Origin of the sequence: Draconibacterium sp. IB214405 (genome assembly GCF_033963885.1) — a bacterium.
Lineage (GTDB): Bacteria > Bacteroidota > Bacteroidia > Bacteroidales > Prolixibacteraceae > Draconibacterium.
The window spans coordinates 44,513-60,618 of record NZ_JAXBMA010000003.1 but is presented as its reverse complement, the minus strand read 5'-3'; the positions used below and the strand labels follow the sequence as shown (position 1 = coordinate 60,618).

Annotated in this window: 11 protein-coding genes; 1 reads left to right on the top strand and 10 read right to left on the bottom strand. The window is 38.2% G+C overall.

What is annotated here, in order from left to right; all coding sequences use genetic code 11:
• Position 1 precedes the first annotated feature (1 nt).
• The 9 genes from SLH46_RS10305 to SLH46_RS10265 form a co-directional block, all read right to left on the bottom strand.
• On the bottom strand, positions 2–1,609 hold the full coding sequence (locus SLH46_RS10305) for a CTP synthase (RefSeq protein ID WP_320281102.1): 1,608 nt from the start codon (positions 1,607–1,609) through the stop codon (positions 2–4).
• Positions 1,610–2,053: 444 nt separating this feature from the next.
• The gene (locus SLH46_RS10300) at positions 2,054–2,560 is read right to left on the bottom strand and encodes a flavodoxin (RefSeq protein ID WP_320281101.1); all 507 of its coding nucleotides are present in this window, start codon (positions 2,558–2,560) and stop codon (positions 2,054–2,056) included.
• A gap of 11 nt (positions 2,561–2,571) precedes the next feature.
• Positions 2,572–4,623, bottom strand: coding sequence for an alpha-ketoacid dehydrogenase subunit alpha/beta (locus SLH46_RS10295; protein WP_320281100.1), 2,052 nt, complete (start codon positions 4,621–4,623; stop codon positions 2,572–2,574).
• Positions 4,624–4,629: 6 nt separating this feature from the next.
• Complete coding sequence (locus tag SLH46_RS10290; RefSeq protein WP_320281099.1) at positions 4,630–5,943, bottom strand: dihydrolipoamide acetyltransferase family protein; 1,314 nt, start codon at positions 5,941–5,943, stop codon at positions 4,630–4,632.
• Between the two features lie 216 nt (positions 5,944–6,159).
• Positions 6,160–7,071 carry a dihydroorotate dehydrogenase gene (locus SLH46_RS10285; protein ID WP_320281098.1) on the bottom strand — a complete coding sequence of 304 codons (912 nt, stop codon included), beginning with the start codon at positions 7,069–7,071 and terminating at the stop codon, positions 6,160–6,162.
• Entirely contained in the window at positions 7,065–7,841 is a 777-nt protein-coding gene (locus SLH46_RS10280) for a dihydroorotate dehydrogenase electron transfer subunit (protein ID WP_320281097.1), read from the bottom strand. Before SLH46_RS10280 ends, SLH46_RS10285 begins: the two co-directional genes overlap by 7 nt.
• A 747-nt stretch (positions 7,842–8,588) precedes the next feature.
• Positions 8,589–9,005 carry a helix-turn-helix domain-containing protein gene (locus SLH46_RS10275; protein WP_320281096.1) on the bottom strand — a complete coding sequence of 139 codons (417 nt, stop codon included), beginning with the start codon at positions 9,003–9,005 and terminating at the stop codon, positions 8,589–8,591.
• A gap of 982 nt (positions 9,006–9,987) precedes the next feature.
• Positions 9,988–12,870 (bottom strand): hypothetical protein, encoded by a 2,883-nt coding sequence (locus SLH46_RS10270; RefSeq protein WP_320281095.1) that lies wholly within the window; start codon positions 12,868–12,870, stop codon positions 9,988–9,990.
• A gap of 101 nt (positions 12,871–12,971) precedes the next feature.
• Positions 12,972–13,685, bottom strand: coding sequence for a hypothetical protein (locus SLH46_RS10265; protein ID WP_320281094.1), 714 nt, complete (start codon positions 13,683–13,685; stop codon positions 12,972–12,974).
• 210 nt (positions 13,686–13,895) lie between these two features.
• Here SLH46_RS10265 and SLH46_RS10260 point away from each other — a divergent pair, with 210 nt between their 5' ends.
• Positions 13,896–14,843, top strand: a complete 948-nt coding sequence (locus SLH46_RS10260) for a helix-turn-helix transcriptional regulator (RefSeq protein ID WP_320281093.1) — start codon at positions 13,896–13,898, stop codon at positions 14,841–14,843.
• A 5-nt stretch (positions 14,844–14,848) separates the two neighbouring features.
• On the opposite strand, the gene SLH46_RS10255 is transcribed toward SLH46_RS10260, so the two are convergent.
• A complete protein-coding gene (locus SLH46_RS10255; protein WP_320281092.1) occupies positions 14,849–16,099 on the bottom strand; it encodes a tetratricopeptide repeat protein in 1,251 nt (416 codons plus the stop codon).
• Between the last annotated feature and the right edge of the window lie 7 nt (positions 16,100–16,106).

Genomic DNA, 16,106 nt, shown 5'->3' with positions numbered 1-16,106 from the left:
TTTATTTTTCAGGTAATGAGTTCTTAATAAAATCAATAAACAACGGATGGGGATTTAATACCGTACTTCTGTATTCCGGGTGGAATTGAACACCCACAAACCACTTGTGTTCAGGTATTTCAACAATTTCAACCAGGTCGGTATCAGGATTTATACCTGTTGGTACCATTCCGGCGTCGATATACTGCTGACGGTATGTTTCGTTAAATTCGTAACGATGACGGTGTCTTTCGTGAACCGTTAATTTATTGTATGCTTTGCTTACGTTTGAATTCTCATCGATAATACGACATTCGTAAGCTCCTAAACGCATTGTTCCACCGTAATTAGTAATGCCTTTTTGTTGTTCCATAAGGTCGATTACCGGATGTGGAGTTTTTGGATTCATTTCTGATGAGTCTGCATTTTCCAGATTAATTACATTTCGCGCAAACTCAATAACAGCAACCTGCATTCCCAAACAAATACCGAGGAAAGTAATGTTGTTTTCGCGGGCATATTGTGCTGCCAGAATTTTTCCTTTCATACCACGATGACCAAATCCCGGAGCAACGATAATACCGTTCATGTCTTTCAACTGTTCGTCAATATTCTCAGCATTCAACTCTTCAGAGTGAATCCAGTTAATATTTACCTTACAACGGTTTTCAGCTCCGGCGTGTACCAAAGCTTCAGCAATCGATTTATAAGCGTCGTGTAGTTCTACGTATTTACCAACCAAACCAATTTCAACGGTTTGTGTTGGGTTTTTATGACGTGCAAGGAAATCATTCCAGGCCGAAAGATCAATTTCTTCGTTAATGGTTAAACCAAGCTTTTTCAATACCGTGATATCAAGCTTTTCTTCCAACATCTTTAACGGAACATCGTAAATTGTTGGCACATTAACCGACTGAATTACAGATTCTAATCCAACATTACAGAACAGCGCAACTTTTTGGCGAACAGATAATTCAATATCATGTTCGGTGCGAAGTACCAGAATATCAGGCTGAACTCCGGTTTCCAATAACATTTTAACCGAGTGCTGTGTTGGCTTTGTTTTTAATTCGCCTGTTGCCGACAGGTAAGGAACCAGCGTTAAGTGAATAACCATAGCGCGGCTTCCCAATTCCCATTTTAACTGACGAACTGCTTCAATATAAGGTAACGATTCAATGTCGCCTACCGTACCGCCAATCTCGGTGATCACGATATCGTATTTACCTTTTGAACCAAGAATTTTAATTCTTCGTTTTATTTCGTCGGTAATGTGTGGAATAATCTGAACGGTCTTTCCAAGGTAGTCACCCCGGCGTTCTTTATCGATAACCGATTGGTAAATTCTTCCGGTTGTTACGTTGTTAGCCTGCGAAGTTGCAGTATTTAAGAAACGCTCGTAATGTCCCAGATCGAGGTCGGTTTCGGCTCCGTCTTCGGTAACAAAACACTCTCCGTGTTCATACGGATTTAGCGTTCCCGGATCAACGTTAATATACGGATCCAACTTTTGTATGGTAACATTGTAACCACGAGATTGTAGCAACTTGGCTAGCGACGAGGCTAAAATACCTTTTCCCAACGACGAAGTAACTCCACCGGTAACAAATATGTATCTAGTTTCAGGCACGGTAAATTTATTTATAATTCGAAGCCACAAAATTAATCAATTAATACGAACCGTAAACTAATGAACCGGCAATTTAACCGATATAGCAAATAGTTAATAACAATGAGCTATTAAAAACTGCCTTCTGTTTAACAATAATTAAATCGTTTTCCTGAGCTTATTTCAATCTTCCTGATCAGTTAATCGAAATATCAAAAAATATCAGGAGTATAAAAACTTAAACTTTTCGTTTACAAAAATGAATACATTTGTAAAATCCACATATTCACATTTGTATTGCGCGATAATATTTAGACTTGTCTATCACAGCGGAAAGCCAGTAATACAGGAGTATCGACCGATATACATTTGTATACAATACGCAAAAAGGCCATTGGTCAACACCAACGGCCTTATGCAAATAGAAAAACCTTATAGCAAGAGTTTTTCTCTAAACGTTAATTTCTATTTAAACTCTTTTTTGAGTTGTTCTACCCAGTCTTCTACCCGTTGTTTGGTTTTACGGGCCTGGTTTTCCTGATCAATCGGCAATCCTATAAATTTATCACCTCGTTGTGCGCGCGATGCTTCAAAAGTATAGCCCTCAACCGAGGTTTCTCCAACTATGGTTGCTCCACACTCTTCAAGTATTTCTGCCAATAAACCTATGGCATCGCAAAAATTCTCGGTATATCCTTTCTGGTCGCCTAATCCGAAAATGGCAAACTTCTTCTTTTTAAGATCCATTTCTTCCAGGTCAGGAACAAATTCATCCCAATAGTTAGGTAATTCGCCGTCGAACCAGGTCGGTGCGCTAAGAATAAAATTGTCATATTTCGTCAACACATCTTTGCTTAGCTCTTCTGCATTAACTGCTTCAATCTCTTTCTCGCCAAATGCAGCAGTTACTTTTTCTGCTACCTTTTTCGATTTTTGAGTATTGTAACTGTATATAATTGCGGTTTTACTCATTTTTCCGATTTTTAGTATTCAATTAATTCTTTTGCTGCTGTGTAAATACGCTCTGTATTTGGTAAGATCGCTTTCTCCAAAATACGGTTAAAACCAACCGGAGTAAACGGCGAACCTACACGTTTGATAGGTGCATCAAGGTATTCAAAACCTTTTTCGTTGATGAGCGCACTTAACTCGCCACCAAAACCACCAAACACTTTGTCTTCGTGAACAACCAATACTTTGTTGGTTTTCTTGATCGAGTTCAAAATGGTTTCTTCATCAAGTGGAACCAATGAACGCAAATCGATAACTTCAACATTAGCCACACCTTCTTCTGCCAGTTTATTAGCAGCGTCGAGACTTAAGTGAGTAGTGTTTCCATAAGTAAGAATGGTTAGGTCGCTACCTTCTCTGCGAACTCTTGCTTTTCCAAACGGAACTTCAAAGTCGTCAGGAACAACAGTTGCAGCTTTTGGATCCTGGTAAAGTGCCTTTGGTTCCATAAACATGGTTAAACCTTCTGATCGCATCGATGTACGCAATAAACCTGCAGCATCATCAGCAAAAGACGGATAAACAATACGCACTCCCGGAATCGCAGCAAGCGAACCTTCAATATTTTGCGAATGGTACATTCCACCACCGATATACCCACCTGACGCAAGGCGAATGGTGATATTCGGAGAGAATTTACCGTTCGATCGCCACAGGTCGTGACTGGTATCAACATACTGTTCCATTGCCGGCCAGAAATAGTCGGCAAACTCAGCACCTTCAACTACCACACGAATTTTTTTATCGTAGCGCGACATACCGTTGGCTGTTCCAAGAATAAAATCTTCAGCAATCGGGCCGTTAAATACGCGCTTATCGCCGAACTCAGCCTGCATACCTTTCGATACGTTGAAAATACCGCCTTTATCTTTGTTGGCCATATCCTGTCCCCAGATAAAAGTATCCGGATTCTCACGGAATTCAGCCTTTAAAGTCTCGTTAAGAGCTGTAATAAATTTCGTCTTCTCTCCTTCTTCGTTATGCAAACCCTCAGGATATTTTACAGAAACCATTGGCTCCGAAAATACGTGGTCGTAAATCGATGCAGGATCAGGATCCGGCGCAGCCATCGCCGCTTTGTGTGCTGCTTTAATCTCAGCTTTTACTTCAGCATCAATCTTTTCCAGCTCTTCTTCAGTGAAACGTTCGTAACGAAGCAACAATCTTCTGTATTTTGCCAGCGGATCGTATTCCACTACATAGTTTCTTTCCGCATCTGAACGATAAAGTAAATGATCATCAGAGTTTGAATGCGATCCCATACGCACACAGTTGGCCTGCAGCAGTACCGGTTTGCTTTCTTCGATAGCGTAACGTTTGGCTTCTGCCATTGCGTTCATCGAATCGAAAACATCTTTACCGTTACAGTGAATAATGCGCAGGTTTTTAAAACCTGTAAAGTTATTGGCCACTTTTCGTTGTGCAGTCTGGTCTTTTTTAGGTACCGAAATACCATAACCGTTATCCTGAACCACAAAAATTACAGGCAATTCTTCTTTATCAGCACCGGTAATCGCTTCGTAAACGTAACCTTCACTTACCGAAGATTCTCCCTGGCTACTGATTGAAACCGCTTTCTCGCCATAATATTTAATAGCGCGTCCGGTTCCAACAGCGTGCAAAGTATGGTTTCCTGTTGCCGACGAAACACTGTGCATGTTCCACTCAGGTTTTGCCAGGTGGTTCGACATGTGACGTCCTGCACTCGATGGGTCAGTTGCTTTCGAAATACCATTTAATATGATCTCTTCCGATGTCATTCCGCCCGCAAGAGCAGTCAACATATCGCGGTAGTACATATATAAATGGTCTTTGTTTTTTTCAAAATTTTGTCCTACAGCCAGCTGAATTCCATCATGACCGGCATAAGGAGCATGGTACGACCAACCAATGGCCTGTTTCAGGTAATTGGGTGCTTTTTCATCAATAGCACGGCCAACTTTCATTAACCGGTACCAATTCTCCAATGTCTCCTTCGGAGTGGTTTTAATTGTATATTGCTTTGGTACTTTTAAATCCTTCATAGTAAATTATATTGCGCGGTTTATATCAAATTGTTCCAGGTGATCAGCAATGCGACGCAGGAAAGCTCCTCCCAGTGCACCATCGATAATACGGTGATCGTACGATAACGACAGGTACATTTTGTGGCGGATTGCAATTACATCGCCGCTTGGTGTCTCTAAAACAGCTGGTTTCTTTTCAATAATTCCGGTTGCCAGAATAGCAACTTGCGGTTGGTTAATAATTGGTGTTCCGATAATATTTCCAAACGATCCGAAATTGGTTACAGTGAATGTTCCCCCCTGAATATCTGATGGATCAAGTTTATTGTTACGTGCTGCATCCGCCAGTCGGTTCAATTCTTTTGTAATACCAACCAGGTTACGCTGCTCTGCATTTTTAATTACAGGAACAATAAGGTTTCCATCGGGTTTGGCAACTGCAATTCCAACGTTTATATCTTTCTTCATGATGATTTTATCACCGTTAACTGAAGAGTTTACCATTGGAAATTCAGCCAATGCAGCGGCAACTGCCTCTGTAAATATTGGCATAAATGTTATTTTGTCGCCATATTTTTTCTGGAAAGCGTCTTTGTTTTTGTTTCTCCAAATTACCAGTTCGGTAACATCGGCTTCAACAACTGAAGTTACGTGTGGAGATACTTGTTTAGACATTACCATGTGATCAGCGATCAACTTTCTGATGCGATCCATTTCAACAACAGTGTCGCCTGCTCCCACTGAAACCGGAGGTGCAGCTTTTTTCTCAACAACCGGTGCTGCAGGTGCAGCTGGTGCACTTACCACTTGTTTTTGTTCCGGCTGAGCAGAAGAACCGCCTCTGTTATCCAAATAAGCCATTATGTCTTTCTTCTGAACACGGCCACCTACTCCTGAGCCTTCAATGCTTTCCAGCTCATTGAGTGAAACGTTCTCTTCTTTAGCAATGGTTTTTACCAAAGGAGAATAGAAACGGTTTGAAAGTTTTCTACTGTCATCAACCGAAGAATCGGCTGTTTCGGCCTTTACAGGTGTATCATCTGTTTTGGCAGCTTCGTCTTTGCTTGCTGTATCCGCTACAGGAGCTTCAACTTCACCATCAAGACTTACTACCGCCAGAACTTCTCCAACAGCAACAAGGCTGTCTTCCGGATAATTAATTTTTGTGATTACGCCATCTACAGGCGACGGGATCTCTGAATCTACCTTGTCGGTAGCAACTTCGAAGAGCATATCATCCTCTTCAATAGTGTCTCCCTCTTTTACGAACCATTTAGTAATGGTGCCTTCCTGGATACTTTCGCCCAGTTTAGGCATAACGATATTAAAACTTGCCATAATAAATACTTTAAATCTATGTTTTGCTATTTGCACTTATAACAACAGAACTAAAATTGAAATGTTCAGATTGCAATTTTAATTTTGTGCAAAAATAGAGTTAAAAGTATTTTAACTGCGAAAATCGGGGAAAATCGTACTAAATAGTATTTATCTCAGATAGATTTTATCGAATGACAAAAGTATTATACAGAAGTGTACTAAAACAAATGTATATTACACTTGTAAACCTCCAATTAATTCATTAACCGAATGCATGTTCTGGCGTTTTAAATAATCTTCGATGCCTTCTACAATCTTCACCGGAATCATCGGATCTTTAAATATTGCTGTGCCAACCTGCACTACTGAAGCGCCAGCCAGCATAAATTCGATGGCGTCGGCAGCATTCATTATGCCTCCAATTCCAACAACAGGAATTTTAACTGCGTTGGCAACCTGCCAAACCATACGCAAAGCAATCGGTTTAATTGCCGGTCCGGATAATCCGCCGGTTATAGTAGATAAAAGTGGTTTTCTGCTTTCTGCGTCTATCGCCATTCCCAGGAAAGTGTTTACTAACGACACTGCATCAGCGCCCTGTCCTTCCACCGCCTTAGCAATTTCAGTAATATCGGTAACATTTGGCGACAATTTCACGATCATTGTTTTATCGTAAACTTTACGCACTTCGCGAGTTACCATTTCTGCTCCAGGGCAGCTTACACCAAAGGCCATACCGCCTTCTTTAACGTTAGGACAAGAAATATTGAGCTCAATCGCATTTATTTTGTCCAGCTCATTAACTTTTTCGGTTAATGCGATGTAATCTTCAACAGTCGATCCGTTTACATTTATAATCAATTGTGTATCGTAGTCAACAATTTCAGGATAAATGTTTTCAATAAAGTAATCGATGCCTTTATTTTGTAAACCAACCGCATTTAGCATACCCGACGGCGTTTCCGCCATTCGTGGGTAGTTATTACCATCACGGTTTTTAAGTGTTGTACCTTTAAGGAAATAACCTCCAAGTAGTCCCGGTTCAAAGAATTCAGCTGTTTCGCGCGCAAATCCGCAGGTTCCCGATGCCAGTGTTACCGGATTTTTAAATTCTATATCGTGTAATTTTACTTTTAAATCTACCATTTCAAATCATTAATGTTAAACACCGGACCATCAGTACACACACATTGGTTTCCTTTGTTTGTAGGCTCAATACAACACAAACAAACACCAAATCCGCAAGCCATAAGGTTTTCGAGCGATACTTCGCAAAATACGTTGGCAGCTTTTGCCTCTTTTGCAATGGCTCGCATCATACCATCCGGACCGCAGGCGTATATTTTTGTATATCTGTTCAGATTATTAGTGAATACCGAATGTTGTGTAACAAAACCTTTATCACCAAGCGAGCCGTCTTCTGATGCATAATGTAAATTCGCATATTCTTTATAGTCATCTACATTAATGTGATCTTCTTTTGATCTCGCTCCAAGTAAAATGTCAACATTCTCTACCGGTAAACCCGATTCTTTCGCTAAGAAAAGCATTGGCGCAACCCCACTACCACCACCAATCAGTAAGATTTTATCGTTTTCCGACGGATAGGTAAAGGTTTTTCCCAATGGATACACTATACTGAGCTTACTTCCTACTTTTATCTCAGTTAACTTGCGAGATCCCCGTCCGAGTATTTTTACGATCATTGAGATTACATTCTGCTCGTAATCCACTTCAAATATCGAAAAGGGCCTACGTAGAAAAATTTCTTCCGCCTCCTTAATTTCGACATTTACAAATTGACCTGGTTTTATCTCCGGAAGTTGGGTATCCGACTGAACTTTGATAAGAAAGTTTGTAGCGTTTAGTGCACTATTTTCAATTACGTTGAATTCTTTAACAAACTTTTTTGGCATGTATTCTGATTTTGCCGCAAAGATAATAGAATAATTATTGAATTAAGCGATCTGAATTTGTACTAAAAGAAAAGACCGCTGAAAAACGGCCTTCTTATGTAATATTTAAATTAGGTAAAAAATAAGGGTCTTTATTTATATGTGTACAAATGTAACGAACTATTCTTTATTTACAAATGGAAATCGAACTTTTTTAACATTATTTCTGTTTCTTATCACTTCCCCTATAAACCAGAAAAGGCCACTATTACTAGTGGCCAAGCGACTTCTGGATTTATCAACTAAAATTGGGTTTGTAAATTTAATCTATATTGTATTAATCATCCTGTCGTATTGTTGTTTACTTTTGTTGATACAAATATGGAGACAAAAATTTACATATGCAAACTTTCAGGTGATATTTTTGTAAACTTTTTTGTATTTATTTGTATCTACTTAGAAATGTGCTGATTATATTTGTTTTATTTTGTGATATTTTTGTAAACACTACTTCGTAGTCCCTAAAAACAAAAGAGGCCTGTAAAAATACAGCCCTCTTTGTTACTCTGGTTTAACCACCGCTTGGAAGTCAAATACCTTTTTTAAAACGATTACAATTCTCTACAACATATATATACAAATGTTTTTGTTCTGTGTCATTAACGATTTTATTCTATCTGTTACTTATCAACCTTATTAGAAAAGTATTTAATAATTGATTACTTCGACCACTGTTGACGATGTATATTAATTATTAATACCGTTCAGTTAACGTTGTTTATATATGTCAAACGTACCGTCCCGGTATATAATAATCATTTTATCAACTTCTGTACTTAACACCTCTGTTGAACTTTTAATAGGATCATTAACAACATCCTTCTCCTTAGTTGTATTTTCAATTACCGGATGTTTACTAACCGCCTCCTCTACAATAGGTAGCTTTTGTTGTGGGCTGATAGTTACAGGTGCTTCACCATTAAACATATCACCCTGCCCGGTAAGTAGCCATCGGGCGTTTAAATCAGGAAACTCTACCAGCAATCTCTCGATAAAGGAAGCACCTGGTTTGTTCCTACCGTTAAGAATATGTGAGATATTAGATCGTTGCACATCAAGAACTGCAGCCAATTCACCAGCTGAGATTCCTTTTGCTTCGATAAAATTTTTAATTCGATCTTTCATTTTACAAGGTTTGTAGCAACGATACATTTGTCATGCGTCCAACAGACTTTATGTATGCTTAAGAAACAAATGTAAATATTCTTTTCGAAAATAACAACTCCTTTTTATTAATTGTAAAATCACATTTACTTGCAAACATCTCAATACGTGCCATTAATAAACTTTATATATGTATATTAAACCACTGATTAACAGTGTATATTGATATTGAGATGTGTGGTTTTACATGAATTTATCATTTTTACGATACAGCACCATTATTAAACTTCAATAGAGTTTCTTAAACAGCTAAAATATAGACAAATAAGCAAATATAACATGATTGTATATTTATACATTTGCTATTTGGCAATAAAATATTAGAATAGTAGCACTCAAAATTATTTATTTAAACAACCTCTCCTATTCGGGTTACATTTATGAAAATTCCTATCCCTCACTTTTCAATTGAGAATATAAATGTTAAAAATCGATTCACCGAATCAGGATACAATTGTAACATTGATTCAATAGAATAATGTAAATTGTAGTTATGCTCCAAAAACAACAGCTGTTACAATTGTATAGGTACAACTGTTACTAGGTCTGTATTTACAAAAGTGCATTCGGGTAATGGAATGTAAAGGTGAATATGTAGAGAAAGAAACTCCAATGCGCATTTTGTACTACAACCACTAAACGCGATTTTGAAGTTTTATAATATTATTCAGAAATCTCCCACTTTCTGTCCCATTTTCGTGTTATTGCTAAAAATGCAGAAAATATTTATGTGTAATTCCTCAGAAAAATGAAAGTAGTCGATTCTCAGAGACTTAAAACCTGACTAAAATATCTGAAAAGCGCACGTATACAAGCATTTAAAACAAAATTGCAATGATTGGATGTTCACACCAAATAGAAAAAAATTACTTAAATATTGATTTTTGAACCTTTTGACCAAAGAACTTATATTTTTTCCATTGCGGTTCTGATCAAACGTTGCCTACAATGAATTAAAATCAACGGACAGTAAAAAATCAAAACTTATATCTTCCAGTTCTTTGAGGTACGAGGTTCGCACTCCTATTTTTACCGGAGCATAGAAACGGAAGAAATTAACATCGCCTAACAACTCTACACCATACGACGATATATTCGTATTAAATTTGGCGAGCACATCTCCGCCATGATAATTTCCTTTCAAATTTGCGTAATCGGCATAAAGAGTTGCGCTGATTCTACGAATGTAAGTTATGCCTGCAATACTCAAGTCGGGATTAATAAGTGGCAATGCATAATTTAGCGACAAGCTACTCATTTCTTCCGTATCAATTTTTGTCCATCCTCGTGGAAATCGTACGGCATCTGAAAATCCAAAAAGTTTTCCTGAAGTTCTTTCCTGTATACCGCCATATAAACGTACACCGTGGTTTTTCAAAAATCCGGGAAGATAAACATTTGTTGCTGCCGCATATAAATTACCCATTTCATCAGGCTGCCAGGGCGAATGACGGATATTCCCTTCGACAACAAATCCAAAATTTGGATATATATCCTGGTGACTTTTTCGTAGCAGTTGGTAGTAGTATAATCGGTATGACAACGAATGATAGTTTCCCTCATTAAACTCATCGGGTGTGGATTTTTCCTTGCCGTAATGTGCCATTTGATAATCAACTTCGGGTTGCAAAAACCGCAAATATGCTCCGTGCGACAAATTAAACGGGAGACGCACATTCGCATTTAAACTTGTTTCATTCCATTTATAATTCTCAAGTGTGGTGTCTCTGCGAACAACCTGATCACCCTGATCACGGTATTCTTTAATCAACCAATATTGCGAAGCGCGCTTTCCGCCACTAACTTCAAAATCGAAAACCGGGAACCAACCTTTGTATGAATATTTTCCGTAAAAATGACCGGTTTTCTGGCTGGTATCCCATTTATAGCCCAAAGTGGTGAGTGCTGTACCTAATTTATTTTGCGACATCAAACTTACGCCGGGCAAAAATTCGTAAGTATCAGGATCCACAAAAACGGGGGCCCAACTGTGAAAATTGAACAAATGCCGGGGTTTGCTATACGACTGTGAAGAAAATTGTTTTGTTGTATCAACACTTGTAAAATCAACAATACCGGGCTCTTGCTGCTGCATGGAGTTTGCCAGGGGCCAGCTTGCAGGTGTAACATTGTTTATCGGGATTGTATTTTCAGGTTGGAATTCTATAATACGAAAACCATCTCCTGTGTAATCGCTAAGTGCAATTAAACCTGATTCTTGAATGGCCGGATAAGCAGCATCAAAACGAGGTTCGTAAATCTGTTTAATTTCTGAGCTGGTTAAGTCGTAAACGTAAAGTGAATTTTTACCTGAATAGCTACTGATGAAATACAACTGATCATCAAAAATCTTTAACTGTTTTATCTCACCCAATTCGGTTCCCGGAAGAATAGTCTGCTCGTTCGTTTGCAAATCAACTTTTGCAATTCGTTTTCCATTTTCGTCTAAAAACGCAAAAATTATTTCGTGGTTGTTAAGCCAAACCGGCGAGAATAAATAGTTGTTTTCCTCGGTTTGGTAGCGGTATTTCATTTTTCCGCTGGTAATATCATAAACCGTTAAATAGTTGGCATTGGTAAAATTGGTTTCAACAACTGCAACTTCTTTTAAATTAGGCGATAACACCGGGGCAAAAGCTTTAAATTCAGGAGCAACGGTGTACATTTTTTTAGTGTTCGCATTAAAGATTCTTATTCGAGAAATCCCACTGTGCGTCCAGCGAACATCCGGAACTTTCTCTGCCCAAACAATCCATTCTCCACTGAAATTTATTGATTCCTCAAATACAGATCCCGGCGTTATCAATTTCGTCTCGTCACCGGTTTGCTTGTTCATTTTCACAAAAGCAGGAACCACATCCAAACCGGTTTTGTATACAACCAGTTCATTGTCGTTAAGCCAGTTTTTGTACAAATAATTGGTGTACGTTTTATTGTCTTTCGAAAGTTGTGTTAACGGAATTTCTTCAAATTGTTTATCAGCCTTTTTCCATTCGATTGCCAGGCTGTCAAAAATCGATTCGTAAAGTTGCACTTTCCCAAAACCTGTTTCCAACTTTACAGCTTTATTAAACGGAGTAATCGAAAACGGCTTTGTCCCAACTCTTTCTAAGGCTTTTTCCCAAATATCAGTTCCGTATCGTTCTCTCGAATTTGCTACCAGATAATAGCCAAGTTGATAGTGATTGGGAACGTAATCTTTAAAAGAACCGAGGTAAGCTTTGTCGTACGAAAATATTTTATTGTCAACCAACTGCGCACGATGTTCTACCAAAAATGAAGGAAATCGTCCACGTCCAAATTTACCTAATGCCGTTTCTGTAACAACTGCATCGCCTTCAATAAACCACCACGGGAGGTAAGCTCCGAATAATAATGCGGTTCCCTGTTCGCCCAACAAAATTTTAATCAGGTCAGGAAGGTCTGCATTCAACTTATCAATTTGTACCACATGTCGAAACTCGTGCAAAGCCAGTTGCTCCAGCCAATCCTGAGGATAAATTCCCTGGTGTGGCGTAGTATAAAATTCCGATCGTTTTGGAGCATAGGCCACCAGACCGTTTGAATGAACTGTTTGCGTATGCAGAATAACCGAAATTTTCTTTGGCTTATGATTTAAAGTATAACTTCCAAAATCGTAAACCAACTCCAATTTTTGGGCTAAAACCTGCGCCTGATCTTCGTAATAATCAGGGTAAATCAGTTGGAAATTTGTAGTATTTATCTGTCTCCATTTCAGAGAAGCCGGATCCTGACCGGTTTCGAAATACTGAGCGCGAACAACAATTGTTGCCAATAGAAGGAGCAATAGAAATATATTCTTCATTTTAAGCTAAAAAAATGAATTGCCAAAATACACAAACGAAATTATATAAAAACAAAAAGCCCGGAAAAATCCGGGCCTTATGTTTGAACATGTTTTGTTTTTTATTCTTCTACTTCGTTAACTCCTAAAATTGGTATCGGATTTTCGTCTTCTACTTCACCGGCAACCGATGCATAAAGTGTTGCAAATGCTGCATGAATCCACATTATTGAAAAAATAATGCCTACAAAGAATACAATCAATCCGGCAATAGCGATAAAGAAGGATAAAATCGCCATTCCGAAAATTGTCCAACCATGACCACGTGTCATTTGCCAGCTTTTTTCAATAGCCTTCATCGCATCCAATTCTTTATCCATAACCAGGTAAGGCACAAATGCCAAGCGGCATGCCACAATTATACCGGGAATTATCAGCATAAAAAAGCCAATCATTGTTAGCGCGATAACAATTAGGTTTGCTAAAACAATATTTAAATATTGCTTTTTAAATCCTTCGAACATTACTTTAAGATCTGCTTCTTCATCTCTCATAGCATTTAAGAACAACTTTTTTTCTCCGTACTTAATTATGGGCATAAATAATACACCATAAGCTAAGCCAAATAAAGCAAGCGGCAGAAGAAATAATGCAGGACCGATAAAATCATCGCTATGCCAATCTCCTTTAAAACCAGCTGCCGGCCCGCTTAAAAGTCCCACAAGAATAACTGCTACCAAAAGTGGTAAAAATGATTTCTCAAACATTTTTCTCCAACCGTAACTAAAACTTCCACCTGCCGATGGTCTCAATTCAAAATACTTTAAGCTTTCCATTGTTTTTGTTTTTAATGTTTTTGTTTTCTGTTTTCCAAGTAGCACCTTTCGGCGCTTGAACATTGTTTTTTGTAATTGTTATCCAAATCTACTGCAAAGCTCAAAAAAATCCTTCCTACTAAAGTTGGATTTAGTAATTTCACTACTTTCGTAGTTAGCGCCACATGGGCAAAGTGCGTAAAATTGCAGAGCACTACTTAAGTAGTTTTTATGGGAATTGAAATTTTAGCATATTCAGTAACATTTATTATTTCGGCCGGCATTTCGGCTTTGGGAATAATGCTTGCGTATCAGATTTACCAGCAGAATAAAAAGCCTGTATTTACGACTTTGCTCTACCAGCAAATATTTCTGTTCTCATTTTTGTTTTATGGTGTTTGGGGAAATATTAGCCTGCGACTGGTAGTTGCCGATTTAAATATTAGTGATGCGCTAAGTTCAAAATTAGCTGTATTTATACCAATTATTGGAATCCCGTTTATGATTGTAAGTTGGTTTATGCTTTTAAAATTTGCCAATAACGTTAACGGGCGCCGGTTTACAAAAACATTCATTTTTACCTTCTTTCCAACTTTTGTAGTGATGGCATTTGCCCTTGTTTTCCTTATTCATAAAGGAATAATTACAATTTCGGGCGACGCTGACCTTTTTGTTGTTCGTATATTAATCATTCTAAACTTACTGGTTCACCTGTTTGTTTTGCTGCCTTTTTTCAGAAAAACAAAGGATGTTGGTTTATTAAAAGAAACCGGACTGGATAAAAAACTCGTGCTATTAATTTTTGCAGGCACACTGCTCTATTCAGGAGTAATGTTCTTTTTTAATGTGTTCGGATATATCTCGACCTGTATAAGTTTGATCATTCTTTTTGCCTGTAATTTGATGCTACCTGCCATTATTCGGTTTACAAACCGGATGACCGAGGCAGATAAAAACATGGATTTCCAGGCATTTTGTGCGTTTTTTGAAATCTCAAAACGTGAAGCAGAAATTATCGAGGAAATTTGCAGTGGAAAATCAAATAAGGCAATTGCCGATAAACTGTTTATCACCTTACAAACTGTTAAGGATCACAACCACCGGATATTTACAAAAACAGGTGTAAAAAGCCGTGTTCAGCTGGCAAACCTTGTTCGCGAAAAAACAGGATCTAATTAGTTCTCCTATTCATCAAAGAACATATCTTCTTTCAAACGTTCAATCCGCTCCAAAGCATAAATTGCATTTTTTGCACTTTCTCCGGCCTCGGTTAAATAAATACGGTAATAATTTAATGCCAGTGTTTTATTCGAGTTATACTCTTCGTATGTTGTCGCAATTTCAAAGAGTAATTCTGTTTTTCCCGGATTTAACTCGTATGCTTTATTCAGCGCCTCAATCGACTCTTTAAACATACGTTGCTGACCATACATTTGTCCCAAATGATGATACATTTCCGACACGTAATCAGGAACGGTTGCTTCAATTGCAAAAGTCATCAGTTCAATTGCATCATCAAAGTTTTTCAATTTTCGGTTACACAAACTCTGGTAGTACATCACCAACGGATCGTTTGGACTCAAAAGTTTTAAATCGCCAAAAATATCCATGGCTTTCTCTTCCTGTCCGGCAAAATAGGTGCTAATTCCGTAATTCATAAGCGTTTCGAAAGCAGGCTGTTTTTCTGTTTCGAGGTATTTCTCAAACTGTAACATGGCCAATTCATAACGTTTTGCCCGATAATAAAACATAGCCTTCTCAAATATCAATTCCTTATCTGCCGGAAACTGAACAAGACCGGAATCGATAGTAGCCATTATCGCATCGCCTTCCTTTTTCCAGTTGTAACAATGAATCAGGTTGATATAAGTTCCATGATCGCGAGGATTGGCAGCAAGCACTTTTTCATACAGATCGCGTGCTTTTTCGCGTTGAAAAACTCGATAGGAACAATAGGCCAACTGTTTGTTCCAATACACATTGCTTGAGTCTTTTTCATAAATTCCGGAAAACACGTTGAAAGCTGTTTTATAGTCATCCATGTTAATATGAACACGCCCAAGCTTACCGGCCAATGCCAGGTTATTCGGATCAACCTGCAACGCTTTCTCGTAAAAGGCAACCGCATCACGGTTGTTGCCCAAAATCGAAAAACATTCTGCCGTTTCTTCCAACATTATAATATTATTCGGATCAGTTTGAAGCCCGTTAAGAAATGCCCGCAATGCATTTTGGTAATCCTGCATGTTTTCATACACAATTCCTTGTTTCAGATACAATGCAGCATCTGGCGACTTTGCTATCTCTTTATCAAGTTCGGCCAGCGCTTGATCGTAATTTTTGTTAAGTATAAGTACATCAATATTATTCTGGGCCTGAGTATAAATCGGGATAAAAAACAGAATGATGGCAAAAAGGGAAACATTGTATTTCATGTCTTTT